The organism is Paenibacillus taichungensis, from assembly GCF_013359905.1.
GTDB lineage: Bacteria > Bacillota > Bacilli > Paenibacillales > Paenibacillaceae > Paenibacillus > Paenibacillus taichungensis.
On record NZ_JABMCC010000104.1, the window covers coordinates 305,997 to 332,186 of the forward strand.

General features: G+C 50.7%; 22 protein-coding genes. 11 read left to right on the top strand and 11 right to left on the bottom strand.

The genetic code is table 11. From position 1 onward, the window contains the following. Positions 1-104: 104 nt before the first annotated feature. The 5 genes from HP548_RS09600 to HP548_RS09620 form a co-directional block, all read right to left on the bottom strand. Entirely contained in the window at positions 105-1,109 is a 1,005-nt protein-coding gene (locus tag HP548_RS09600) for a Gfo/Idh/MocA family protein (protein WP_175381514.1), read from the bottom strand. A gap of 68 nt (positions 1,110-1,177) precedes the next feature. Continuing rightward, a complete protein-coding gene (locus HP548_RS09605) occupies positions 1,178-2,836 on the bottom strand; it encodes a glycerol-3-phosphate dehydrogenase/oxidase (RefSeq protein WP_175381515.1) in 1,659 nt (552 codons plus the stop codon). 393 nt (positions 2,837-3,229) lie between these two features. Beyond that, the gene (glpK, locus tag HP548_RS09610) at positions 3,230-4,717 is read right to left on the bottom strand and encodes a glycerol kinase GlpK (RefSeq protein ID WP_175381516.1); all 1,488 of its coding nucleotides are present in this window, start codon (positions 4,715-4,717) and stop codon (positions 3,230-3,232) included. A gap of 23 nt (positions 4,718-4,740) precedes the next feature. Continuing rightward, complete coding sequence (locus HP548_RS09615; protein WP_076287428.1) at positions 4,741-5,319, bottom strand: glycerol-3-phosphate responsive antiterminator; 579 nt, start codon at positions 5,317-5,319, stop codon at positions 4,741-4,743. Positions 5,320-5,581: 262 nt separating this feature from the next. Next, positions 5,582-6,349, bottom strand: coding sequence for a GTP cyclohydrolase II (locus HP548_RS09620; protein WP_175381517.1), 768 nt, complete (start codon positions 6,347-6,349; stop codon positions 5,582-5,584). Positions 6,350-6,671: 322 nt separating this feature from the next. Between HP548_RS09620 and HP548_RS09625 the strand changes: the two genes are divergently transcribed. The 4 genes from HP548_RS09625 to gntK all read left to right on the top strand — a co-directional run bounded on the left by HP548_RS09625 (position 6,672) and on the right by gntK (position 11,471). Then, positions 6,672-7,946, top strand: coding sequence for an ABC transporter substrate-binding protein (locus tag HP548_RS09625; protein WP_063567341.1), 1,275 nt, complete (start codon positions 6,672-6,674; stop codon positions 7,944-7,946). A gap of 129 nt (positions 7,947-8,075) precedes the next feature. Next, a complete protein-coding gene (locus HP548_RS09630; RefSeq protein ID WP_076287712.1) occupies positions 8,076-8,942 on the top strand; it encodes a carbohydrate ABC transporter permease in 867 nt (288 codons plus the stop codon). Positions 8,943-8,963: 21 nt separating this feature from the next. Then, positions 8,964-9,791 carry a carbohydrate ABC transporter permease gene (locus HP548_RS09635; protein ID WP_072733733.1) on the top strand — a complete coding sequence of 276 codons (828 nt, stop codon included), beginning with the start codon at positions 8,964-8,966 and terminating at the stop codon, positions 9,789-9,791. A 129-nt stretch (positions 9,792-9,920) separates the two neighbouring features. Next, positions 9,921-11,471, top strand: a complete 1,551-nt coding sequence (gene gntK / locus HP548_RS09640; protein ID WP_099857270.1) for a gluconokinase — start codon at positions 9,921-9,923, stop codon at positions 11,469-11,471. A gap of 230 nt (positions 11,472-11,701) precedes the next feature. Here the strand turns inward: gntK and HP548_RS09645 are convergent, their stop codons facing one another. Next, complete coding sequence (locus HP548_RS09645; protein ID WP_076287425.1) at positions 11,702-12,076, bottom strand: nuclear transport factor 2 family protein; 375 nt, start codon at positions 12,074-12,076, stop codon at positions 11,702-11,704. A 161-nt stretch (positions 12,077-12,237) separates the two neighbouring features. Here HP548_RS09645 and HP548_RS09650 point away from each other — a divergent pair, with 161 nt between their 5' ends. The 3 genes from HP548_RS09650 to HP548_RS09660 all read left to right on the top strand — a co-directional run bounded on the left by HP548_RS09650 (position 12,238) and on the right by HP548_RS09660 (position 14,514). After that, positions 12,238-12,555, top strand: a complete 318-nt coding sequence (locus HP548_RS09650; protein WP_076287711.1) for an ArsR/SmtB family transcription factor — start codon at positions 12,238-12,240, stop codon at positions 12,553-12,555. 62 nt (positions 12,556-12,617) lie between these two features. Further along, positions 12,618-13,436, top strand: coding sequence for a hypothetical protein (locus HP548_RS09655; RefSeq protein WP_175381518.1), 819 nt, complete (start codon positions 12,618-12,620; stop codon positions 13,434-13,436). Positions 13,437-13,554: 118 nt separating this feature from the next. Continuing rightward, the gene (locus HP548_RS09660) at positions 13,555-14,514 is read left to right on the top strand and encodes an MraY family glycosyltransferase (protein ID WP_076287418.1); all 960 of its coding nucleotides are present in this window, start codon (positions 13,555-13,557) and stop codon (positions 14,512-14,514) included. A 196-nt stretch (positions 14,515-14,710) separates the two neighbouring features. Here HP548_RS09660 and cydC read toward each other — a convergent pair whose 3' ends face one another. Genes cydC through HP548_RS09680 form a run of 4 tightly spaced genes read right to left on the bottom strand, consistent with a single transcriptional unit; the run spans position 14,711 to position 20,953 of the window. Further along, on the bottom strand, positions 14,711-16,660 hold the full coding sequence (gene cydC, locus HP548_RS09665; RefSeq protein WP_175381519.1) for a thiol reductant ABC exporter subunit CydC: 1,950 nt from the start codon (positions 16,658-16,660) through the stop codon (positions 14,711-14,713). A 1-nt stretch (position 16,661) separates the two neighbouring features. Beyond that, positions 16,662-18,536 carry a thiol reductant ABC exporter subunit CydD gene (cydD, locus tag HP548_RS09670; protein WP_175381520.1) on the bottom strand — a complete coding sequence of 625 codons (1,875 nt, stop codon included), beginning with the start codon at positions 18,534-18,536 and terminating at the stop codon, positions 16,662-16,664. A gap of 1 nt (position 18,537) precedes the next feature. Further along, on the bottom strand, positions 18,538-19,554 hold the full coding sequence (cydB, locus tag HP548_RS09675) for a cytochrome d ubiquinol oxidase subunit II (protein WP_063567358.1): 1,017 nt from the start codon (positions 19,552-19,554) through the stop codon (positions 18,538-18,540). Then, positions 19,538-20,953 carry a cytochrome ubiquinol oxidase subunit I gene (locus HP548_RS09680; protein WP_175381521.1) on the bottom strand — a complete coding sequence of 472 codons (1,416 nt, stop codon included), beginning with the start codon at positions 20,951-20,953 and terminating at the stop codon, positions 19,538-19,540. Before HP548_RS09680 ends, cydB begins: the two co-directional genes overlap by 17 nt. A gap of 429 nt (positions 20,954-21,382) precedes the next feature. On the opposite strand from HP548_RS09680, the gene HP548_RS09685 reads away from it, so the two are divergent. The 4 genes from HP548_RS09685 to HP548_RS09700 are packed head-to-tail and all read left to right on the top strand — an operon-like array spanning position 21,383 to position 25,695. Beyond that, complete coding sequence (locus HP548_RS09685) at positions 21,383-22,681, top strand: hypothetical protein (protein WP_175381522.1); 1,299 nt, start codon at positions 21,383-21,385, stop codon at positions 22,679-22,681. Beyond that, positions 22,681-23,592, top strand: coding sequence for a glycosyltransferase (locus HP548_RS09690; RefSeq protein WP_246317999.1), 912 nt, complete (start codon positions 22,681-22,683; stop codon positions 23,590-23,592). The genes HP548_RS09685 and HP548_RS09690 overlap by 1 nt, the downstream gene beginning before the upstream one ends. A gap of 1 nt (position 23,593) precedes the next feature. After that, complete coding sequence (locus tag HP548_RS09695) at positions 23,594-25,027, top strand: glycosyltransferase family 4 protein (protein ID WP_175381523.1); 1,434 nt, start codon at positions 23,594-23,596, stop codon at positions 25,025-25,027. Beyond that, the gene (locus HP548_RS09700; protein ID WP_076287412.1) at positions 25,024-25,695 is read left to right on the top strand and encodes a class I SAM-dependent methyltransferase; all 672 of its coding nucleotides are present in this window, start codon (positions 25,024-25,026) and stop codon (positions 25,693-25,695) included. The genes HP548_RS09695 and HP548_RS09700 overlap by 4 nt, the downstream gene beginning before the upstream one ends. A gap of 83 nt (positions 25,696-25,778) precedes the next feature. Here the strand turns inward: HP548_RS09700 and HP548_RS09705 are convergent. After that, the coding region (locus HP548_RS09705; protein WP_175381524.1) for a hypothetical protein at positions 25,779-26,190 on the bottom strand (412 nt) is incomplete at its 5' end.

Genomic DNA, 26,190 nt, shown 5'->3' on the forward strand with positions numbered 1-26,190 from the left:
CATGTACAACACAAAGACGCCTGAATTGAACTGATCTTTGGATCAGTCCAGATTCAGGCGTCTTTTTAACGCGTTTATATTTCTTGTTTAAGTTATAAAAAGGATTAATGCGAGAGGTGTTTGGATGGCTGAAGCTGTACCGGTAATCCCGAATCTGCCGAAACCAACGCCGCCGTTGTAATTTCCTGTGTACGGCAGGCATCCGCATAATCGGACAATATCCGTGAACGATCTCCCGTACGAAGGGCGTGAATGAACGCTTCATTTTCCCGCTCATAAGGGTTATGCCCTGCGGGAATCTCCAGACCTGCCATCGCATGAGGGGCAGCACTTGGCAGAAGAAGACGTTCAGGTGTCCAGTCCCATAATCCGGCATCCGTGTAGAACTGGAGCCCTGCGCCGCCTTCACCATCTGGCAGCAGGCAAGTGTTGGCAATGCTCGCGATTGCCCCACTTTCTAGCTTAAGTGTTACATTCGCCACATCAGCTACCGTGACATGCTCATGCTTTTCATGCATACTGCGTTGGGCCGCTACAGCGTATACCTCTGTCACTTCACCAGCACAATACCGCAGCAAATCCACGATATGGGTCGTCTGTTCCACAAACTGTCCCCCGGAGCCTTCCTGGCGACGCCACCAAGCGACTCCCGGCATTCCGCCCATCCAGCGTCCAAGCGCCATGCCGACGGTCTGCTCTTTCATCGCTTCTTTCAGTACCTGTGCAGCCTCCTGATAACGGAAATGATAACCTACCGATGTCAACAATCCGGATTTCTGTACCTGATCCAACACCTGACGAGGAATATCCATGCCTGTACTCAGCGGTTTTTCCACCAGGAACGGGATACCCCGTCGAATCAATTCAGCTTCAATCGATCCATGAGACATCGGAGGAATACAGATATAGACTGCGTCCAGCTTTTCACCATCCAGCATATGTTCAAGTTCACCGTAGCCAACAGCATCATAGACGGAAGCCATAGCCTCTGCCTTCTCCAACGTTGTTCCGCAGACAGCTGCTACACGAACACCTTCCATTCGTGCCAGAATATCTGCATGTACCTTGCTGAACCAACCTGTTCCAATGATTCCGATCTGTAAAGTCATAGATGTAAACCCCTCTCCTTGTTACACGCTTACATGTTCCATTCGACCCCCAGATGCGAAATCCTGCATTACATTTTACCCGATGCTTCCAAGAGCAACTGATCCAGTTCATTCGCAAACCGTATCGCTTGTTCCTCCCGCCAATCCAGGTGTTCAGCCATATACTGAATAACCACTGCCTTATACTGGCGGACTTCATCAATGCGGAAAAACAGGTCTCCGGTGCGTCTCACAAAAAAGTCTGCCGGTGTCACAGCCATCTCTTCGTCAATGGAATAACGCAGCATTAGCAGCAGCTCCTGTGACATACCATGCAGGTCGGCCTTTGTCCGCGGATCAGGCATCCGCTCGTACAGTGCGTCCACATTGGAACCATACACTCTGGCTAATCGTTCCGCAGTAGATCTGTCGAGTCCAAGTGCTACTCCATCCTTAATCTTGCGTTCAGCATACGCACCAAATGCGGCGGAACCGCCAACATGGCCTCCAGAAATCGGCATCTTTTTCGTAATACATGGTCCAGCCGATCTCCCCGTCTCCTGCTCCAATTGGCGAGCAGTCAGATCAACAACCATCTCTGCCATCTTGCGGTACCCGGTTAATTTACCCCCGGCAATCGTGATCAACCCCGAAGGGGCTACCCACACTTCATCCTTGCGCGAAATTTCGGAAGGCCCTTTACCCTCCTCATGGATCAAGGGACGTACTCCAGCCCAACCGGACTCCACGTCCTCAGCTCGAATCCGAACGTCCGGGAACATGCCGTTGACGGCATCGATGACATAATCCCGGTCTGCCTCAGAGATTAACGGATGTGCGGGATCATCTTCGAAGACGGTATCCGTGGTTCCCACATAGGTTTTCCCATCCCGCGGGACAGCAAAGACCATTCGTCCATCCGGTGTATCAAAATATACAGCCTGCCTTAACGGGAAACGCGTACCGTCGAATACCAAATGAATACCTTTCGTCATCTGCAACGTTTTGCCTTGGCGGGACCCATCGATCTTGCGCAGCTCATCCACCCATGGACCGGAAGCATTAATCACCTTGGTTGCCCGCAAATCATAAGATTGACCGCTGATCTGGTCCACAGCCTGAATTCCGGTAATGACCCCATTCTCCTTCAGGAATGCTGCTGCCTTCACATAGTTCACTGCCTGTGCGCCGCGCCGCACCGCTTCCTTCATCACTTCAATGGTAAGCCGTGCATCGTCCGTTCGGTATTCCACATAACGTCCACCACCCAGCAGTCCTTCCTTCCGCAGCAAAGGCTCACTGTCTGAGACGGCACCGGCATTTAACATTTGGCGTCGTTCACTACGCTTCACTCCGGCAAGCCGGTCGTACACCATCAGACCAATGGATGTGCTGAAGCGGCCAAAGGTACCCGCCGTATAGATGGGGAGAAGCATCGGTTCGGGTGTCGTCACATGTGGCCCATTCTCGTACACCACCGCTCGCTCCCGTCCCACCTCAGCCACCATTTTCACTTCAAACTGCTTCAGATACCGTAGACCGCCATGCACCAGTTTGGTCGAACGACTGGATGTGCCTGCCGCAAAATCCTGCATTTCCACCAGTGCTGTCTTCAATCCGCGGGAAGCTGCATCCAGCGCAATCCCGGCTCCTGTGATTCCCCCACCAATAATCAATATGTCAAAATGTGCATTCGCCATCCGATCCAGATATTCGGTTCGTTTTTCCGCTGAGAACGATGTTGTCATCCCGATTCCTCCCATTGATTACCTTTGTTTTACCCACAAAAGCACAAAAAAAAGACCACGTCATTCGCTTCAGCAATTGCTGAGCGGTACGTGGTCTCTCCCGATCTCCAGACATCATTTTTTTAACTTGTGACTTAATCCTATCACACATTTAAGGCGGCGTGAAGGCCTGAAATGACACATTATTCAAAAAAATTTCAAAAAGTTGTTCTGCCTGCGGATGGAATTTCAAACTGATCCACTAATCATTTATTTTTCCTTATAGTGGGTATATGTTTTCTCTTCTCCAGGAAAATAAACCCTGTAAGTTATGCATCATTTTCCACCAATAAATATCATTTATTGTAGAACTTTATCGAGAAAGTACAAATGCCCATTTGAAATATAATCCACTCATTTGAACACCATCGCTGCCTTCACTGCACGTTGCCACCCTGCATACAGTTCTGTACGCTCTTCTTCAGCCATAACCGGCTGGAAGACACGTTCCGTATTCTCGTGATTCGCCAATTCATCCGCGCTATTCCAATAGCCTACTGCAAGTCCTGCCAGATAAGCCGCACCTAATGCCGTCGTTTCGTTCACGTTAGGGCGCTCCACAGGGATATTCAGAATATCACTCTGGAATTGCATCAGAAAATCATTGGCCGCTGCTCCCCCATCTACGCGCAAGGCATTCACCGGAATACCTGAATCGGATTCCATTGCCGCCAGTACATCCTTGGTCTGATACGCCAGTGCTTCCAGGGTTGCACGGATAAAGTGTTCTTTGGTCGTTCCTCTTGTCAAACCAAACACCGCTCCCTTAACCTCACTGTCCCAGTAAGGGCTTCCCAGACCTACAAATGCAGGAACCATATAAACGCCGTCTGTAGAGGGTACACGTGCCGCATAGTCCTCACTGTCTTTTGAGGAACGAAGCATCCGTAAGCCGTCACGCAGCCACTGTACGGCCGAACCTGCGACAAAAATACTGCCTTCCAGCGCATACTCGATTTTTCCATTAATGCCCCATGCAATAGTTGTAATCAGGCCATGGTTGGATTGTACGGGTTGATCACCGGTATTCATAAGCATGAAACAGCCGGTGCCGTACGTATTTTTCATGCTTCCCTTTGTATAACAGCCCTGACCGAATAATGCCGACTGCTGATCTCCTGCTGCTCCGGCAATTGGAATCCGATGACCAAAGAAATGGTAGTCAACCGTATGTGCGTACACCTCGGATGAACCGCGCACTTCTGGCAGCATCGCTTTGGGAATGTCCAGAATATGTAGCAATTCATCATCCCATTGCAGATCATAGATGTTGTACATTAATGTGCGGGAAGCATTAGATACATCAGTGACATGAGTACCACCGCTCAGCTTCCAGATCAGCCAACTGTCGATCGTACCAAACAGAAGCTCACCCTTCTCTGCACGCTTCCGGGCGCCAGGCACATGATCCAAAACCCATTTCACCTTGGTTCCCGAGAAGTAAGGGTCAATGAGTAAGCCCGTTTTTCGATGAAAAAGGTCACCCAATCCCTTCGCCTTCAACTCATCACAAATATCAGCCGTTTGTCTGGACTGCCAGACTACTGCATTATAGATGGGCCGGCCCGTTTCTTTGTCCCATACCACAACCGTTTCCCGCTGGTTCGTAATGCCTATGCCGGCAATCTGGACCGGCTTGATTCCACTTTCGGCCAGACATGAAGCCATCACTGCCAGAATGGAGCTCCAGATTTCATTGGCGTTCTGCTCCACCCAGCCCGGCTTGGGAAAGTACTGCGGAAATTCCTGCTGTGCAATATGCACAATCTCACCGCTCCGGTTAAACAGAATAGCCCTGGAGCTCGTCGTCCCCTGATCTAGGGCCAGTATATATTTTTCCATACAGACAACCTCCTGTTGTGGGATTACTGCTTATATTCTGTATGCGATTTCTTGTAGTGCCGAATCAGGTCCATGTTGGAAGTGGTTACTGCGGTAGCTCCGGCTTCCAGCGCCAGTTCAACCTCTTCCGTTGAGCGGATCAACCCACCTGCAATAATGGGTATACCTGTCCGTATGGATACTTCTGCAATAATATGCGGGATAACACCGGGCAGTACTTCAATATAGTCCGGTTGGGTCTTGGACAGCAAAAGATAACTTTTCTCCAGCGCATTTGTATCCAGCAGAAAAACACGCTGAATGGCTGTAATCCCTTTCTGTTTCGCCTTCTGAATTACACTGGCTCGCGTCGAAATCAGTCCTGCCGGACGAATATGCTGGCATAAATACTCTGCGGCATATTCATCGTTCTTCAGCCCCTGCACCAGATCGGCATGCAGAACTATTTTTTTGCCACGTCGCCGTGCTTCTTCCAGCAGACTATGAAGCTGCGCAATATGCGTATCCAGCATAACCCCATAGGTGTATGGGCCTTCAATCATTGCTTCAAACTGCTTCATGCTCTTGGCAGCCGGTAACACATACTGTCCCTCAAATGGCACCTTCGTTCCTCCCGCATAAATCAGATGCCTATATTGTATAGTTCGTATGGTATGAACGGCAAGCAAAGTCAGGACCGTCAGATTAATTCTTGGCGTGAGACGACGGGGCCATTCTATTTCCTAAACTCAAAAAAGCTGTTCATGTTTACCCCAGAAGGAGCATACACAAACAGCTTAAATTGTCCTGTCTATTGGACAGTATGGCAAACAGGCGTTATGCCAAAATCATATTGAACGATCGATCGGGATCGGGATCAACCTTTTAGGCTTGGGCGTGTGGAAGCAAGGTCTCTTCACCAGCCCATGCATCATTTTCTGCCAAGTGACCGGAACGGCTCACTTTGGTCTGCAAATATTTTTCGTTAAAGGACGAACGATCTCCCCACAGTGGCACACGTCCACCCACATTCAGTCCCGCTTCCTGCAAAGCAGCGAGCTTGCGTGGATTGTTGGTGATCAATGTTACGGGAGCTGTACGAAGTGCCCGCAATACGGCAATGGCATCATCATAATTACGAGCATCGTCTGTAAATCCAAGCTGCAGGTTAGCATCAACGGTATCCAGACCTTCCTCTTGCAACAGGTATGCCATCGCTTTGCTGAACAGACCGATGCCACGGCCCTCATGGTTTGCCAGATAGAAGAGTGCGCCTGCTCCATGGGCGGCAATCATTTTCATCGATTGCTCCAGTTGGAAGCCGCAGTCACAACGTTTGCTACCAAAGATATCGCCCGTATGACAGATGCTGTGCATCCGAATCAACGCTTCCTGTGCTTCGGCAAACTCACCGTACACCAATACGCTGGATTGCTGACGTTCAGCCAGTTCGGCGGTAGCGAGAGATTCAATCAGCTCGCGGCTTTCCATAGCTTTCTCCGATTTCATCCAGCTGTACCACTGGAAGGTATGTGTCTCTCCATCAAGATTCACCGGAAGTTTAATCGGTCCAACGAGGTGAATGAATTCTTTTCCACTCGGAAAAGTCTGAATTTTGGGGGCAAGCAGTTGAATAATATGTGAATTAATCATTAGTAATTTCCTCCTGTTAAACCATCTTGGTTATGAATTGATTCGCATCCAGACGTAAAATGGATCACTGGATTGCATATCATACGTATCTATATTATTGTCATCATCATTAGTTACTTTATGTAAGCAAGTTTAAAATAAAAATTATATTGTGTCAAGTAACTTTTGTTTTTAAAGTAACTAATAAATTTATGATACGTAACCGACACAAATTTGTGTTTCATTTCAGGAATATTGGGTATGAGTTTATAAACTGCTCATACACTTATGTTGTAGTCCATCGCACTTCATGCCTCGAACTTAACGATGAGGGGGTTATCACATGATCCGCCGGAAAAGAACATGCTGGACAGCCATTCTGCTAGTCTGTGTCATGCTGGTGAGCGGATGCTCCATATGGCCGGGACAGAACGATTCATCGAGCAACAAAAAGGTAGCGCTTACATTGTGGTACTGGAACCGTTCCATCGATGATAAGCTGATTGCCAAGGCCAAGGAAAAGTTCCCCAATATTGAACTGACCGCCCAGAAAATCGGTGGTGATTTCAAGGCAAAACTCAAAACGACACTCGCTGCGCGCTCAGGTGAGCCCGACATTGTCGCATTGAACGATTGGATCATGGAGCTCTTTCCCAGCGAGGACCGTTTCTATAATCTGTATGATCTCGGCGCAGGTGACGTCGAAGACCAATATCTGGATTGGAAATGGAAGCAAGGCGTTACACCGGGTGGACAAATGATCGGCTTCCCTATGGATACGGGACCGACAGCCCTCTTCTACCGTGCAGATCTATTTAAAGAGGCCGGATTGCCTTCCGAGCCTGAAGAAGTGGCTCGCCAGATCAACAACTGGGATGCCTATTCTGCTGCAGGAGAAAAGATCAAGGAAAAGTTCGGAGGCAAGGTATTTCTAACCGACAATATTGGAACCGTTTACAATCAAGTGTTATCGCAAGGAACCGAACGGTATTTCCGTCCTGACGGCTCGTTTATCGGCATGGATTCTCCACTCGTCAAGCAGAGCTGGGATACCGCCGTATCCTTCAAGCAAAAAGGGCTGCTCGCTAATGCAGACGGCTGGACCCCTGGCTGGAACGCAGCGATGAATAATGGTGAGATCGCTTCCTTTGTGGGAGCCGTCTGGATGAAGCAGGTACTGCAGGAAGCCGCGCCGGATACCTCTGGCAAGTGGCGAGTCACCCGCGCTCCTGGTGGAGACGGCAATAACGGTGGATCATTCCTGTCCATTTTGAAGTCAAGCAAACATCCAAAAGAAGCGTTCGAAGTCATCCAGTGGCTGCAAAGCCCGGATAACCAACTTGAACAATATAAGACGTTGAACCTGTTTCCTTCGGCACCTGGTGTGTTCGATACACCGGCGATGAAAGAAGAAGAACCCTTCTTCGGCGGACAGGCAACAGGGCCTGTATTTGCCGAATCGGCACAGCATGTGCCCGAGGCTTTCTTTGGTGAACGATACCCTTCGGTGCACAACATCATTACTCGGCGGCTGAATGATATTGCGAAGCAAAATGCCAACCCGGAGCAGGTCTGGCCTGATACGGTTCACCGTGTTGAGCGGGAGTTACAGCGTTAATTCAGACACTCTAATGAGATGGCAATCCGTAAAGGAGGAATTCATATGGCTGTAACCGAACCTCGCCTCACTCCGGATCCGGGGAAGGTAAGTCCGGATTTGGATCGGCAGAAATCACTCTTGTCCCGGATGTGGGAACATCGTGCACTCTATGTGGCGATCTCCCCGTTTTACATTCTGTTTGCCGTGTTTGGACTGTTTCCAATCGGTTTTTCCTTATATCTGGCCTTTCACAAATGGGATGGCATTGGTGTGATGACCTATAACGGACTAAACAACTTTAAATATATGCTGACCGATGCTGAATTCTGGCAAGCGGTGGGTAACACGTTCATGATCTGGATTTATTCCACCATCCCGATGTTGTTCTTTGCCCTAATCATTGCGTTTCTGCTGCATGCACCTTTTGTGAAGTTCCGTACGCTGTTTCGGGTAGGGTATTTCTTGCCGAACGTGACGTCCATCGTGGCCGTCGCCATTATCTTCGGTGCCCTATTTGCCAACAACTACGGGTTTCTCAACTATTTGCTCCAGTCCGTCGGGCTTCCAGTGGTGGAGTGGCTGAACGCGCCATGGGGCATCAAAGTGGCAATCTCCTCCATGGTGGTCTGGCGCTGGACAGGATACAACGCAGTCATCTATCTGGCCGGACTTCAGAGCATCCCGCAGACATTGTACGAGGCTGCCAAGATTGACGGGGCATCCGGGATACAGTCTTTTTTCCGAATTACGATTCCAATGCTGCGTCCCGTCATTCTGTTCACTGTGATCACATCAACAATCGGCGGCATGCAGCTATTCACCGAGCCACAAATTCTCGTGGGTAACGATGGCGGCGCAGGTGCAGCCGGGATGACCATTGTATTGTACCTTTACCGCGAATCTTTCATTAATAACTACTTCGGCTACGGTGCTGCGGTTGGTTGGGGCATGTTCCTCATTATCGCCCTGTTCTCGATTGTGAACTGGAAGCTCGTTCAAGGCAAGTCATCCTGATGTGACAAGGGGGGAGCGCTCATGACGTCCAAATCTCTCAAATCGCTGGTGTTGTATATCGGTCTTATCGGGGGCATGCTCATTTCCATGTTCCCGTTCTATTGGCTGATTGTAATGTCTACCCGGACGACGTCCGACATTTATAAGTTCCCACCTCAGCTCTGGTTCGGGGGCGAACTGTGGAACAATATCAGTCGGGTGCTTCAGCAGATTGATTTCTGGGGCGCATTCATGAATACGTTGTTTGTGTCGGGCTTGGTGACGGTACTGGTACTGTTTTTTGATTCACTGGCAGGGTTTGCGTTTGCGAAGTTTGAATTCCCGGGTAAAAAATGGCTCTTCGTCCTGCTGCTCGCCACCATGATGGTGCCTTCCCAGCTGTCGCTGGTCCCTTCCTTCGTGCTCATGGCCACGTTCGGATGGGTCGGTTCCTTCAAAGCCCTCATTATTCCGGGCATGGTGAACGCCTTCGGCATCTTCTGGATTCGCCAATATGCCACGGAGTCCATACCGAATGACCTGCTGGACGCCGGGCGAATCGATGGCTGTAATTTTTTCCGGCTCTATTGGAATGTAGCGTTGCCCATTCTGCGGCCTGCGTTTGCTTTCCTCGGTGCGTTCACATTTATTGGCGTATGGAATGATTATCTCTGGCCCCTGATCGTCCTGACAGATGCACGAAAGTATACACTGCAGATTGCGTTGTCTCAATTAAACGGACTGTACAATACGGATTACGCGATGGTTATTGCGGGTACATTGCTGGCTGTTATTCCGCTGATCGTGATGTTCCTGTTCATCAGCCGCCAGTTTATCTCCGATATTGCCGCAGGAGCTGTAAAGGATTAGGGATAGCGCATTTTGATCCATCCCTCAAGTCTGATATTCTTATCTATAGATAAATACCAGATGCCATATAAGTTGGATGAATAAACAGCATTCATTTAACTTATATATTCAAGAAAGAGGGATGACAAAATGGCTTCTTCACCCTATATGATCGGCGTAGATATCGGCACCACCTCCACCAAGGCCGTCCTGTTCGAAGAGAACGGAACCATTGTGGCTCAAGGCGGTGCCGATTACCCGCTGTATACCCCTACTCCTGCGATTGCAGAGCAGGATGCAGAAGATATTTTCAAAGCGGTAGTAGACTCGGTTAAACAAGCGACCTCCAAGGCCGGCATCAAACCGGATGAAATCCTGTTTGTATCGTTCAGTTCAGCCATGCACAGCATTCTGCCTGTTGATGAACACGGCAAACCACTGATGCGGGCGATGACTTGGGCAGACAATCGCAGTGCCGAGTGGACAGAAGCACTCAAAACCGAAATGAACGGTCACGAAATCTATTTGAGAACCGGTACACCGATTCATCCGATGTCACCTCTGACCAAAATCATGTGGCTAACCAGAGATCAACCGGAACTGTTCAAACAGACTCACAAATTTATTTCAATGAAAGAATACGTATTTTATAAATTGTTCTCCGAGTATGTAATTGACCACTCCATGGCCTCTGCCACAGGGATGATGAATCTCGAAAAGCTCGACTGGGACGAGGAAGCTCTCCATGTCGCAGGCATCACTCCGGATCACCTGTCCCGCCTCGTGCCGACGACACATGTACTTAAGAAAGGCTTGAATCCTGAGTATGCCAAGGAGATGGGTATTGCGGATTCGACACCATTTGTCATCGGGGCAAGTGACGGCGTGCTCTCCAATCTTGGCGTTAACGCCATTGATCCAGGCGTCGTAGCGGTTACCATCGGGACCAGCGGAGCGATTCGTACCGTCGTGGACAAGCCGGTCACCGATCCGAAAGGGCGTTTCTTCTGTTATGCGCTCACTGAGGATGCGTGGGTGATTGGCGGTCCGGTCAACAATGGCGGGGTTATATTCCGTTGGATTCGGGATGAGTTTGCGGCATCCGAGGTAGAGACAGCGAAACGACTCGGAATTGATCCGTATGAAGTATTAACCCGCGTCGCCGAAAATGTACCTCCAGGCTCGGAAGGCCTGCTGTTCCATCCGTACATGACGGGTGAGCGGGCCCCACTCTGGAATCCGAATGCACGTGGTTCATTCTTCGGCCTGACGCTGCATCATAAGAAGGAGCATATGATTCGCGCTGCTCTTGAAGGTGTCTTGTTTAACCTGTACACCGTCATGCTGGCGATTGAAGAGAAAATCGGGCGTCCCAAAAAGATTCAGGCGACTGGCGGCTTCGCCCGCTCTGAGCTGTGGCGACAGATGATGGCTGATATTTTTGACCAGGATGTCATCATTCCTGAAAGTATCGAAAGCTCCTGCCTTGGGGCAGCAGTGTTAGGGCTTTATGCTCTTGGGCGCATCGATTCCCTCAGCGCCGTCTCCGGCATGATTGGATCGACCCATCGTCATCAGCCAGACCCGGATAGCGTTCGCATCTATCGTGAACTGCTGCCGATCTTCATCCGCATCTCCCGCAAATTCGAAGAAGAGTATGCGGATATTGCGGCTTTTCAGAATAAGACGATGCAGAAGTGACTTGCTACGGCAACGAATCGCTGCACGTTAAAGAGGGCCATCCCACTATGTCTATGACATATGGGTGGCCCTTCTTCATGTACTTTTTTTGTACAAATACCCCAAGTACCATAGTTGCATTGCCCACCACACCATCAGCAATGGTGACATGATATACAAGATAGATAATGAAGTATCTCATTAAAAAGAACTAGAAAAGAATGTATGCATCCATATGCTAACTATTGCAATCATCCATTATATTTGCTGAATGCATCCTTATCTGCCTGCACATTTTCCAAATATACAATCTTCCCCGCCTCATTCACACGAGCGATATCGATGCCTGTTTTGGCATACACCGTTCCGTCCGCAGCTTGTCCGCATACCGCCCAGTTTGTTTGATAGCTACCGTCCGGCTGAAGCTTCCATTGGTCCCACATGTGTTTCACATCGCTATTGTATTCATAGAAAGCTTTCATAAAACCATCGAATCCTGTTCTGCTGGTTCCATTAAGCACAATCTCAGCATCCGGTGTAAACAGGGACAATAGATCCTGCATCGCGCGTTCGTCAGTACGGGAAGCGTCAAATAGACGGAAATAGTTGTTTAACAAGGTAGTCATGGGTATTCCTCCTGAGGTATATAAGCCGATTTCGATTTAAGTTCGAAAAATTTCAAACTAACTGAGATGAAATGTAACATACTTTCTGCATCAATAACAACCATCAGTTCGAAAAAATTCAAACATTGAAAGAGCTTGTCGAATATGCTACCGTCATAGATATGAAAACTCCAACGATACCTATGGCTTCGGAATTGAATCTGACCACGGTCTGCAACGCACTCGGTGATCCGGTACGGATGAAAATTGCACACTGTCTGGCCAGCTCTGGGGAGAAAAACTGTTCCGCCTTCGAAGTAGACCATATTTCCAAATCAACGTTGTCTCATCACATCAAAATCTTACGTGAAGCAGGCCTTATCCGGCCTCGCATTGAAGGCAAACAGCACTTTTATTCTCTGCGAAAAGAAGATTTGAACTCCCGTTTTCCAGGTCTTGTTGAACTGATTCTGAATACAACCAAGGAATATGTACATTAAGGAAAATGAAGCTTAATCATGCGATCCATCATCTTATCGATTGTATAAAGGAGGTTTATTTCTTGGATAAAAAAGCAGCAAAAATCCTGCTAGGCACCTTTTGGGGAAGCGGCGGCTGGAAAACAATATCTGCTCCCTTCTCAGGGGATGACTTTGAATATGCCAAAAGCAGAGGTGTCATGTTCGATCCACTGACCATTACCCATGATGAGATCGTCGCGCGTTTGCATGAGATTCATCAGGACAACTCCATCAAGCGACGGGTAGTATCAGCATTTTTACACAGTTTATCTACCAAAAAAGGTTATCTGCGCAGTGCCCTTTCCAGCTGGGCTTTAACATCGCAGCTGCCTTTGCATACCTATGAGGAACGCCGAGCACTGCATGCCAACACCAGCTCCTGTGGGGATTGTAACTTCCTGCGCCTGCAATCGGACAAGACGTACACGGACGTCGATCTGAACGTATTGAACTTTGAACGGGTGAAATGGGGCGGAGTCCGCCACAACAACCTGTTATACTGCCTGATGGATCTGGATCTACTGCTGGCTAGCAAGGAAGCCATCTATGAAGTGACTGACGCAGACATCGCTATACTTGTGAGCATGCTTGAAGCAGCGCAAACCTGCGAGCCTCACGACAGCGCACGCGGGTTAGAGAAACGCTGGAAAGGCTTATTTCCTTCGAGCAAACAGGAACGAGACGCCATCCTCGAAATCTGGGGTGCATCCGGTCTGCTTGTGCCGCAGGATACGCCACGAAAAAGCCGAGGCGGGTACAGCGACTTCCACTTTGCCACAACCTGGCAAGGCGATGATGGTTATAGCGCAGATGCGGCGATTTCCCTCTTTGGCTCCTATCTGCCCCAGACTCTAAGCTAAATTTGGTTCTCATACAAGTTTGAATGAAGCTTAGGTTACAATAATGACATCGACAGATTTCCTGTTTAGCTCGTATAATAGGGGGAAATTGGTAGATAGGAGTGAATCAAGCGAATTTATGGTATACATACTGGCTTTTATGCTGTCTTTTGCTGTCGTGGTTCTGCTTATTCCGCCGCTTGGTCGACTGGCACATCGGCTCGATTTTGTGGACAAGCCCCGAGAAGATGTAGAGCGTAAGCTGCACAGGCAGCCCATTCCACTGACGGCGAGTTACGCGATATTTACTGGATTCTTCCTGACATACATTGTTCTTACGAAAGAAATTTCTTGGGAAACGGCGGCCCTGGTCGCCGGCGGAATGCTTCTATTAACGATTGGTACAGTCGATGACTGGTACAAAACGAAAGGCAAAGACTTCCCTGCCCTGCCTAAAATGATCATTCAAGTCTCGGCGGCAGTACTCGTTTTTGCTTCCGGCATTGCGTTCACAGGATTTGTGAATCCCTTCAACTCCGAATACATTATGCTTCCGATCTGGCTGCAATTCATTTTGACGATCCTGTGGATCTTCGGTGTGACGACAGTCATTAACTTCACGGATGGCATGGACGGACTGGCAGGTGGTTTGTCCGCCATCTCAGCCATTACACTGTTTATCGTTGCAATAACCAAAGGCCAAACCGATTCTGCCCTCATGGCCATTACGCTGGTGGGTGTAACCCTTGGTTATCTGAAATATAACAAAGCTCCAGCCAAAGTGTTTATGGGAGATGCAGGGGCTACGTTTCTCGGCTTTATCCTGGCGGTAATCGCCCTGGACGGTGCATTCAAACAAGCGACCATGTTGTCCATCTTCATCCCGATTTTGGCACTCGGCGTACCGATCTTCGACAACATTTTTGTGGTCATCAAACGTTTCATTCAAGGCAAAGCCATCTATCAGGCAGATGCAAGTCAAGCTCACTATCGCTTGCTGCGTGCAGGTCTGAATCACAATCAGGTGGTTGGCGTCCTGTATCTTATCAGTACCTGCCTTTGCCTCTCGTCCATTATTTTGATGCTGGTGGAGATGTAATATTAGTAACAAACGTTTCAACAAAAGGTGTAAAAAAAGAGACGAGCCCACTCATCCTGTGGCTCGTCTCTTTGCTATGTCGCTGATGAATTGAACTAACATTTAAGAGGGTAACAGCTACAATGTCGTGCACAAGCCTCTGCAAACGCCCCCTACCCTTCCGATACCCGCCCCTGCCTGCACCTTATATTCGCTCTTATCTTGAGGCTACAGGTGGTAGCGGGACCGCAGGTTGCTGCCCATCTGCCCAACCCGGTCGATCAAGTTCAACGAGACGGCGATAACGCTCTTCCCGGGCTAGCAATTGTTCGTGAGAACCCTGCATGGTGATCTGTCCATTTTCCATAAAAATAAGTTCATCCATCCGTTCCACTCCCATCAGGTGATGGGTGACCCAGATCATTGTTTTGCCCTGCATGCTGTCCATAATCGTCCGCATGAGGGCTCGTTCCGTCACAGGATCAAGTCCTACCGTTGGTTCATCGAAAATAACAACAGGTGTTTCGCGAAGAAGCACCCGGGCCAGTGCAATTCGCTGTCTTTCTCCACCAGAGAAACGAAGTCCTGTCTCCAGCATCGGGGTATGATAACCCTGCGGCAAGGATTCAATGAGATCGGATAAACCTACTTGCGCAGCCACTCGCTGGATTTCTTCGTCTGTTGCATGCGGACGGCCGATTCGCAGATTGTTGGCTACCGTTGTATCAAATAGATGTGGACTTTGGTTCAGCACCGCAATGACATCCGTTATATTTTCGCCCACCGTTTGTACTGGAAGATCATTGATGAATACGTTCCCGACGGATGGGAGCAATGCTCCCTGAATGAGCTTCAGAAGGGTTGATTTCCCACCGCCACTGCGACCGAGAATAGCCAAGCGTTTACCCTGAGGTAGATGAAGGGATACCTCCTGCACCGCACAAGGAGCATCTGGCGTATAACGATAACTCACCTGATCGATCTGAATGTCAGCTCGTAGCCTGGGCGGAATGCGTAAGCGGATGCGTCGATCCGAAGCTCTTTCCGTGCGATTCAGGGAATCCAGCTGCTCTCCAGCTACCAGATTACTACCTGATACACCTAAAGTCATATCCGCTTTGGCTCCGGCTGCTGCATTCGCCCCTTCGGTTCCAGACTGTTCTGGTTTATGCTCTTCACCTTCCAAATGCTGCAAGCGTTCCAGCGATTCACGATACTGCGGAATATGCTCCACCGCATCTCCTACGGGCAGCAGTGCTTCTGTGAGTGGAAACAGTACCAGCACAAATGCAGCAATCATAACCGCAGGCAGCTGTCCCGCAGAAGACGCACTTCCCGCCCATAAGGTCACGGATACCACCATAAGTCCGATCACGCACTGCGCAACCAGATCACGCCAGCGCGTCCATTGCCGCAAGCGGAGGCGAATCATATCTGCCTGGCCTTCAGTCTCTTCCTGCCGACGCACAAATTCTTCAGCTCGTCCACTTGCTATCCAATCTCCGAGGCCAAGCACACCATCGGTCAGACGAGTGTACAACTTGGCGTTTTCCCGCTTCATCCGCACTCGCAACTTCCAAGTCACTCGGAGGGAAATGGCTGGCAGCACGGCAACCAGAAACAGCATATACAACCCCATCCACATTGCAAAACCCAGATCAACGCTGCCAAAGGCCACAACAGCTCCACCGTACATCATGAGCGCCGTAACCGCCGGAAATACTGTACGCAGGTAAATATCCTGCAGTCGTTCTACATCCTCTGCAAGAGCAACAAGTACGTCTCCCGTCTGCATACGAGAGCGCAGGAACAGTGCCTGCGGCTCCAAAATCCGGTACAGCTTCACGCGCTGATCCGCGAGTATACGCAAAACCGCATCATGACCGGCCAGACGTTCGACATACCGGAATACGGCACGGAAAATCCCAAATGCACGAACACCCACGATAGGTACATATACCATCAAAATATTTTCAGGACGGAGCGCTGACTTGGAGATCAGAAACCCGGAGGTGAAGAGCAGCAGCACAGCACACAATGTAGCGCATATCCCCAGCGCAATGACTGCAAAGAGTCTCCAGCGGTACTGTGCCACGTACGGAGTGATCCAGCTATTCTTTTTGCCCCCGCTCCGAGCTGTTTCTGTCTGCTCATAACCGGCTTTCATCTTACACCGCCTCCATCTGGGCCTGAATCATCTGGTAATATACGCCTTGTCGGACCAATAATTCCTCATGTGTTCCTGTCTCTGCAACCGTGCCGCCATCCATCACGATAATGCGATCCATATGCGGCATCCAATGCAGTCGATGTGTTGCCAGAAACACCAGCTTACCCTCAAACAGCGGTAACATGGTCTGTTTCAGTTCATACTCGGTCTCCACATCCAGATGCGCAGTCGGCTCATCCAGCAGTAGGATCGGGCGCGCACTAAGCAGAGCTCTCGCCAAGGCCACCCGCTGTTCCTGCCCGCCGCTGAGCTGCCTTCCCCCAGCCCCAATCGGTTCCTGCAACCCATTCGGCAAGGAGGAGGCAAGCTTATGCAGACCTGCTGCGTGAATGGCGTCAGCCACCTCCACATCCGAAGCTTCAGGCATATAGAACCGAACATTATCTGCCAAGCTGCCACTGAAAATAGTTGGATGCTGCGGAATCGCCGCCGTTTGTTTTCTCCAATCTTCCATCATCTCTGGAGATAAGGGCTGGCCGTTATATAAGATCTGACCTGAAGTAAGCTGCTGGAAACCTGCCAGCACATCAATCAGGGTTGATTTCCCTGCTCCGCTCGCTCCGATAATCCCTACTTTACCAAGACCAGAAACCTGAAACGTCACATCATTCAGCGAACATGGCCCGTCTTCCTGATGCCGTACCTGTACGTTAGTGAGCGCCAGTCTGCTCGTTGCCTCCCAAGAGGGTTTGGATGAGAAAGCAGCCACGCCACTTCGGGCATCCACCTCACGTAAAACCACCCGTATGGTGGATGGAGCCACACCGCTTAGGCCAGAAGAAAGCTCACAAGAAGAGGATTCTCCGTTTTTTTCTGACACACCATGCAGAACAGCACTTGTGTATGCTTCCTTTTGCTTACGTTCGGCCATTTTCCCTCGTTCAATCATCTGGCTGATCGCTCCCCCGGCCTCTTTGCCGTCCAGTGTAGCGTGGTAATCTGCGCCTACCATTCGTACAGGCAGGAAGTATTCCGGTGCGAGAATGAGTACGGTCAGCGCTGGTCCAAGCAGCATATGTCCTTCCGTCAGGCGCAGCCCCATTCCAACCGCTACCGAAGCCACCGACAGCATGGTGAAGAAATCAAGTGCGAAGGAGGACAGAAAAGCCATACGCAGCGTAGACATCGTAGCCTTGCGATAACGTTGACTGACCCGAATGATCGTTTCCCCATGCTTACCGCTTTGTCCCAGTGTTTTGAGTGTTTCCAGCCCACGGAGCGTATCTACGAAATGGTTGGCCAGCGCTTTGTACGACTTGAACTGTCCATCGATCTTGCGTTGTGCAGCCAACCCCACCAAAATCATAAACACAATCAGGATCGGCAGCGTCAGCGTCAAAATAACCCCGGACATCATATCCAGCTTGAAGACATAGAACAGAATAACGATTGGCGTGAACCCCATCCCCAGCATTCGGGGAATAAACAGTTCAAGATATGTCTTATACTGGGCTGTTCCTTCGCGTGCCAAGGTTACTAGGTGCCCTGTTCCTTCCGTTTTGGCAAAACGCGGCCCCAGCCGGAACCACTGCTCCACCATCTGTCTACGCAGATCGTTTCCTGTCTTCTCCGCGTACCGCGAAGTGATGAGCTGCAACCAGAATGACAGGGCATAGCGGGCGGCAAAAGCGGCCAGGAACAACAGCAGTACCGGGTACTGCTCCGTTACGGGTGAACCTTGAAACAATGCCGTAATCGCCTGTGCCAGCCATTTCGCCTGCATGATAATCGTCATCGCCTGTAACAGTACTAGCGCTGAGGCCAGCGCCAGTACTGGCCGGATGCCCGGCAGCTTCAGCAGCCCCCGTCCCATATCAGTACTCCAGGTGATGCTGATCGTTCAGACGTTTGCGGAAAATGTAATAACTCCAGATCTGATAGCCGAGTACAAACGGAAGCAGCGTACAAGCCACAATCGTCATCACTTTAAGCGAATATGCACCGGATGAAGCATTATAGACTGTCAGGTCAAACGCCGAACCCATTGAACTCACCATGACCCTTGGGAACAGACCGATAAATACGGAGGCAAACGCAATTGCAATCACGGCTCCCGTCATACCGAAGGCCCAGGCTTCACGTTTCTGACGCACGAAGTAAGCGGCCAGCCCCAATGAAGCAGCGCCAAGGACAACCATAATCCAGAGAGCCCAGCCGCGTACGGCAAACACATCGGTCATGAAGTATGTCATCACAGCGTAGATCGCGAGGATCGCGGCCAGCGGCAACATCAGTTTTTTGGCCATATTCAGGGCACGTTCTCTAAGATCTCCGACGGTCCGCAAGGAAGCAAACAGCAGACCATGCACCAGACACAACAACGTCACGCTCAACCCACCTACCACCGTATACGGATTGACGATGTCCAGGAAGCCGGGACGGAGCTGCATCTGAGCATCAATAGGCAGGCCTTTCATCAAGGTAGCGAAAACAACGCCGAACAAGAATGGCAGTAACGCACTGGAGACTACAATGATGATGTCCCATGTTTTGCGCCAGCGTTCATGTCTCATTTTGCTGCGGAATTCAAAGGCAACTCCACGTCCGATCAAGGCCAGCAGCACGACGACCAGCGGCAGATAAAACCCGCTAAACAGCGTGGCATACCAGTGCGGGAAGGCTGCAAACATTGCACCCCCTGCCGTAATCAGCCATACTTCATTGCCATCCCAGAACGGACCGATCGAGTTGATCAGGGTACGACGTTCACGATCCGTTTTGCCAATCATTGCAGTAGACATGCCCACACCAAAATCAAAACCTTCTAGAAAGAAAAAACCAACAAACAAGACGGCAATCAGCAAAAACCACAACTCACTTAGTGACAACAGAATAACCCCCATCCACGCCGAACGGATCGGCCGATTCATCATGCTCCTCCGGCTTTTCGACTGCATATGGCCCTGCCTTGATTTCACGAACGAACAGGTAGACCATCACAATGCCGAGAACCGTATACGCTGCTGTAAAAGCAATGGTGGAGAACAAAATCTGGCCTGCGCTTACGTTCGGGGATACCCCGGCTGCGGTTGTCATATAACCAAATACCGTCCACGGCTGCCTTCCCACCTCTGTCATAATCCAGCCCGACGTATTAGCGATAAACGGAAGGGAAATGGCAAACACCATCAGACGCATAAACCACTTGCCTGCTCCCTCCAATTTGCGGCGCATCGCCAGGAATGTACCGTATATCGCTAGCAAAATCATCAATCCGCCCGCAGCAATCATGATGCGGAAGCTCCAGAACGTCGTCCGTACCGGAGGAATGTAGTCTCCTGGACCATACGTCTGCTCATACTCCGCCTGCAATTCTTTCATGCCTTTGACACTGCCAGAGAACTTGCTATAGGACAGATAACTGAGCAATCCAGGGATTTTGATTTCTCTGGAATTCTCCTGTTTGTTCGGGTCGATAAAGGCTACCACGGTCCATGGTGCAGGGTCTTCCGTCGTCGTCCATGTTCCTTCACTGGCTGCCATTTTCATTGGCTGCGTCTCCACTAGATATTGCGCCTGGAAGTGACCCGAGAAGGCAACCCCTAGCGAGGAAACCAGGCCAATAATGATGGCAATGTTGAACGAATTGCGGAATATTTCCACATCCTGCTTCTTCATCAACTTGTAGGCACTAATCCCGGTTACGACGAATGCACCTGTCATCAGGGCACCAAAGATCGTATGCGGGAACTCTACCAGCAGTTGACCATTCGTAATCAGTGCAAAGAAATCATTCATCTCGGCGCGGCCATTATTAATCTCGAAGCCAACCGGATGCTGCATGAATGAATTGGCTGCCAGAATCCAGAGCGCAGACAGGAATGTGCCGACAAATACCAGCCAGATACAAGCTAGGTGCACTTTTTTGGACAAACGATCCCATCCGAAAATCCAGAGTCCAATAAAGGTAGACTCCATAAAAAACGCCAATAAGGCTTCTACAGCCAGTGGCGCACCAAATACATCCCCGACAAAACGGGAGTACTCCGACCAGTTCATGCCGAACTGGAATTCTTGCAGAATGCCTGTGACTACACCAACGGCGAAGTTAATCAGGAACAGTTTGCCCCAGAATTTGGCCATCGTTTTGTAAACTTCCTTACCCTTCACTACGTACAACGTCTCCATAATGGCTACCAGCAGCACAAGACCGATGGACAGCGGTACAAAAAAGAAATGGAAAATCGTTGTGAGCGCATATTGGATACGCGATAACATGATCGGATCCATACCGTTACCCCTTCTTTCTGTTCATATCGCAGTTTTCGTATTTGGCATTGAAGCCCCTTCTTCCGTTTCTGTCAGCCAAACACGTATTGATGAACGTATTGTGCCAGATAGACTATTTTATACATGTGACAATTATCACAAACCCTGCCATGACAGCAAAAAAAAGTGATGATGGTCACACAATAGAAAAAAATAAACCTAATCTTTGGGCTTGCCAGCTTCGTCTATTCACGGAAGATGCTCATGTTTGGGACGGAACGCCCATATGTTAGTGTCAGGCATAAAATACGCTGGGCAAAATGGGCATTACATATTGAATTATTGGATTCATTGATATCATTCAAAGCAGCGCCAATCTGATGTTTATCAGGTGGTGATGCTTCAATCCGTGAACGGACAAAAATGCAAATCAAGTGAGGTGATTCATCGATGGAAGAGCTGTCTCCGATCCCGGACCCGGAGCCTAATCAAGGGGTAGATGCAGAAGAGCCAAGTACGGACCTGTCTGCCTTTCGTTATATTCTTTTCCCCCGGAAGGGAGGATGGTCTGCTTTTCCCTATCCAGACATCGCTGCTCTGATGGTTGCGGAAGGGCCTGTCTACTATGTCAGCAGTCTGGAGCGCTCCGAGGAAATGCCTGCGAATATCACCGTCATCACGCTTCCCGAAGCAGAACAATTGCTGCAGGAGCCCCGTACGGTTGCTGTGGTTGCTCATCCCTACTGGCTTACCGCCACAGCCTCGCTCCATCCGGAGCTCTGTATTGTACTTCTTCCCGAGCCGGTTGGTGAAGAAGCCGAGTCCCCCTTATGGGAGAGCTGTATTTCAAGACTGGTCGGTATCGCCGATCTGGTGGGCACCACTTCAGAAACACGCTACATGAAGCTGGTATTCCAGGGTGTACGCGCCATCTGGCTGAATGGAGAGGATACCTCTCCTGCTGGTGTCATGCAAAAGGATGACCTCGAGGTCCCTCTCCGGGACTATGAACTGCTATTCCTGCATGCGCTGCGACAGACCCTCTCGGGTGTTCAGGATACGGTCACCCAGCTGCAATGTAGTGTGCGGGCCGACTTCTATCGTCAGCTTCGGTCCAAAGCTGGAGCGCATGAGACGATTTCCTTTTTGCTGGCAGCCTATGAATATGTGCTAGAGGATTCCAGAGCGGCTGCTTCACTCAAGGAGGCCTTCTCCCACGCGGTATTAAACGGGCGCAATGATTGTGTAAGCTCCCACTATCGATTCCTCTCCGCCATTCATGCAAGGGCCGGGGAAATCGAGAATGCGTTGCAGGTGTATGGAATCAGCGCAGGCAACGAGCAGGAACGGCACCATTATGAACAACTCTGTCGCTGGCTGGAGGCCGGAGAGGAACAGCTTGTCCGGGCAGAACTGCTGCGTCTGAATGATGATTATGGAAACGCATTGCACATTTTGGATGAACTCGGAGGCGAAACGGCACGGCATTGGAAATTTCGTATCTATCAGGAGACTGGACGTGTGGAAGATGCATTAGATTTGGTGCATGCAGTGGATATTCAGGATAGCCCCAGCCGACAGGATTATCGGCAATTATCAGGTCTAGCTCTGGCTCTGCGCGGAGAACGTCACGGGGCGGTGAGACAATTTCTGGAGACAGCACTGGAGGATGAAGATGCTCTTGCGCGAATCGTCGAGATGGAGCTGTTGGATCAAGCCGTCCAGCAATTGCTGGGGGAGGTGCCATGATGCTGGACCCGAAGAAGCGCAGACTACATGTGAATGGACCGATGGTGCATAAGGATACACGATCCGAAACAACTCATACTCCAACGGAAACGCTGGAATCGCTGCATGCTGACCCAGAGGGGCAAGGGGATCAGCAGCATGCTGCAAAACACCAGGATACAGACCTATTCAGAGAGCCGTTTTCCGTTCGTCGGGTTCGTAAAAGTCAGGGCAATAAACTGACCGCCATGCTTCAGGTACGTAACGAGCGAGGGCGATATTTGGAGGAAGTGCTGGACGATTTAAGTGAATTTGTGGATGAGATCGTCATTGTGGACGATGCCAGCACCGATGGAACACCCGATCTATGCAGAGCCTATCCAAAGGTCGTTCGTCTGGAAGTGTTGGAAAAGCCGTTATTTGCGGAGGAATGGCGACTACGCAATGCACTATGGCAAGCAGCAGCAGGTACCTCGCCGGATTGGTTGCTCTCGGTTGATGCCGATGAGCTATACAGCACGGAAGCGAAGAAAGCGATACGCGCTCTGATTAACCAGGATCACGCGGACTGGATCGCTTTCCGCTTCTACGATATGTGGGGCGGACGAACTCACTATCGGGAAGATGAGCTTTGGGGGCTTCACCGACGTCATACCGCTTCTCTGGTTCGATATATGCCGGGTTATCCTTACTTTTATCCGCAGCAAAATCATCATGTGCCTCGCCTCCCTTTACCCTGCACTGTACTGCCCGGAATCAGCACAGAATTGAAAGTCCAGCATCTTGGCTGGGCAGGAAGTCTGGAGGATCGGGTTCGAAAATATTTGCGTTATAAACGAATTGATCCACACGGCGAGTGGGGCAGCCTGGAACACTATGAATCAATTCTTGATCCGGAGCCCCGACTGATTCCGTGGAAGGAGGAGCAGTGAGATGGGCGTGGTCAGCATATTGACACACAGCTTCACCGATGGATATAACCGGGAATTCAGCCGGGTGTTCGGGGGCGGTCTGGAGCGTTACGTTCTTGATTTGTGCAGTGTGATTCGCGGATTGGGACATATCCCCGAGGTTCATCAGTTGTCCTATTTTGAAGCTTTTCATACCCGCACGGAACAGATCGATGTATATGGGTATGCCTACGATATGAATGATGTGCCCGAAGCTTTTGCCCGAATGGCTGCGGCAGCGCGAGGGCCTGTGATCTATGCAAGCTGCCTGTGGCAGCCCATTGCCTACAAGCCGGGCAGCCTCGGTATCTGCCATGGCATTAACTGGGATCGTCCCGCGCTGCCGCTCGAAACCAAGCAGCAAGTTGCTGAGCATATTCAGCTGGCACTGGATGGACTTGTACGCATCGTGTCGGTCGATTCCCATTTTCAGACCTTTTGCCGTGCTGCTTGTACGTTTGCGGATGCCAGTCAGGTCGTGCTCATTCCCAATGCGGTGGATACCTCCTACTTCACACCTGCTCCGCCAAGGCGTACGTTTGAGCCTGAACAGGAAGAAGAATGGCTGGCGGCATGGAAGAAAGATCTTGCAGGCCATGAAGAGCATGCTGAAGCTGCCATCTCGGGGTTGAATGCTGCGTCATCCGTGGGGGAAAGAAACGTTGGAAACGGCATGGTGCGGGCGGACAAATCCGAGGTGACAGTAATCGCTGAAGAACTGGACTCGAGGGATATCCAACAGGGCCGCACTGGTCGGCAGCCAAATGAGCTGATGGATGAACATTTGAAGGATCAGGGCGACGACACACCGGCTGCAACTAATGTGAACCCCTCACGTCCACTGCGCATTTTATATCCACGCCGCATCAGCATGGAACGGGGCATTATTCCGATGATGCTGGCAGCAGACCGACTGCTCGGTGCCTTTCCCGATCTGGAGGTCGAATTTGCGGGAGAGCTGGTTGAAGGCAGTACGGTGGGTCGATCCTTCCGATATTGGCATCGCACGCACCCCCATGCGGATCGAATTATACAGCGCACGTATGATTTTAGGGATATTCGCGAGGCCTACCATCAGGCAGATATCGCGGTGATCCCGACAGTCTTCTCGGAAGGAACATCCTACGCTTGTCTGGAGGCGATGAGCTGTGGGCTTCCGGTTGTTGCTTCCAATGTTGGCGGATTGAATGATCTGATTCAGGATGGCTTCAACGGACTGCTGGTACCTCCAGGGGAAGAAGCGCTGACCGCCGCGCTGGTGCGTCTCGTTCAGGATAAGGCCGAGCGGGAGCGGCTGGGTATCTATGCCCGCGAGACGACGCTATCCTACGACATCTCCCACTGGCGGCGCAGATGGAGTACGGTATTGGAATCTTTTCTGGCAGAAGCAGGATTAAAGGAGGGAATTCGGGGATGATGGATACGCCAAATGCAACGGATTTCACGGAATCAAGATACATTCGGGAGGGCGACCCCAAAACGGATACATTGGTTTTTCCACTGCATCCTGCGTGGTGGAGCCGTCCGTACGAGTACGAATGGGCACGCCAGTTTGCACGTCAAGAAGACGTCGTACTCGACGCCGCCTGTGGTATATCCCATCCATTCAAATTTTGGCTGGCAGAGCACTGCCGGGAAGTTCATGCCTGTGATTGGGATGAGCGTATTTTGTCCAGAGAAGCGATCCGGCTGGATATCGCTTCTGATTTTGGTGAACAGGCCGCACGCGACCTGCCGGAATTGAGCCTGGACCGACTGCATCTTGCGCAGGCCAATCTGGCTCAGCTTCCGTATGCACCGGAGATGTTTGACAGCGTATTCTGCATCTCTGTGTTGGAGCATCTGGATACAGGCACGATGCTGCGCGCCTTTCGCGAGTTCGCCAGGGTGCTGAAGCCGGACGGACGGTTGATAGCCACGTTTGATGTACCCGAGATGCGCCCTGATCTGCTGGAGACCATTATGGCTGTCACTGGACTGACGATCGAAGGTAAGCTGAGCGTGAAAGAACCGGAGGATGCCATCTGGTCTGACATGTATGGCCCGGCAATCCGTTGTTTTCGTGCTGTTATTCGTAAGGAGTAATTGGGATGGATAAATGGGATCACTGATGAGGGCATAGATTGAGATTAACTCCAAATCCTTAAACCTTTTGGATACCGAAGTCGTTAGAGATGAACCAGCAGCATACTGCACTGGTTAGCGTATGCTTCGGTGGATGCTGCGCCGGGTGATGTCAGGCGCAGCAGGGTGTGCAGGCCCGGCGGGACGGTGGTCGCCGGGCTGCCGGAGGTGGCGGGTTGCCGTGCAGTGACTTGGGCCCATTCGGCCCAATCACGCGCAGTGCGCTGCCGCCCAGCGAGCAAAGCGAGCGTGCCCGCCAGTACCATGGCGGGCACTTCGTGCGTGAAGGGCTGCTGCGCGCCATGCGGCGTGCCGAACAGCGCAAGCAGCCCTTCACGCACGCTCGCGGGCGCGCGCAGCAGCCCGCAACGGGCCGCAGGCGGAAGCGCCGCGAGCAGCGCCGGCGCCTGGCCGGGCGGCAGGGCCTGCAGCAGGCGCAGCCATGCGGCCCAGGCG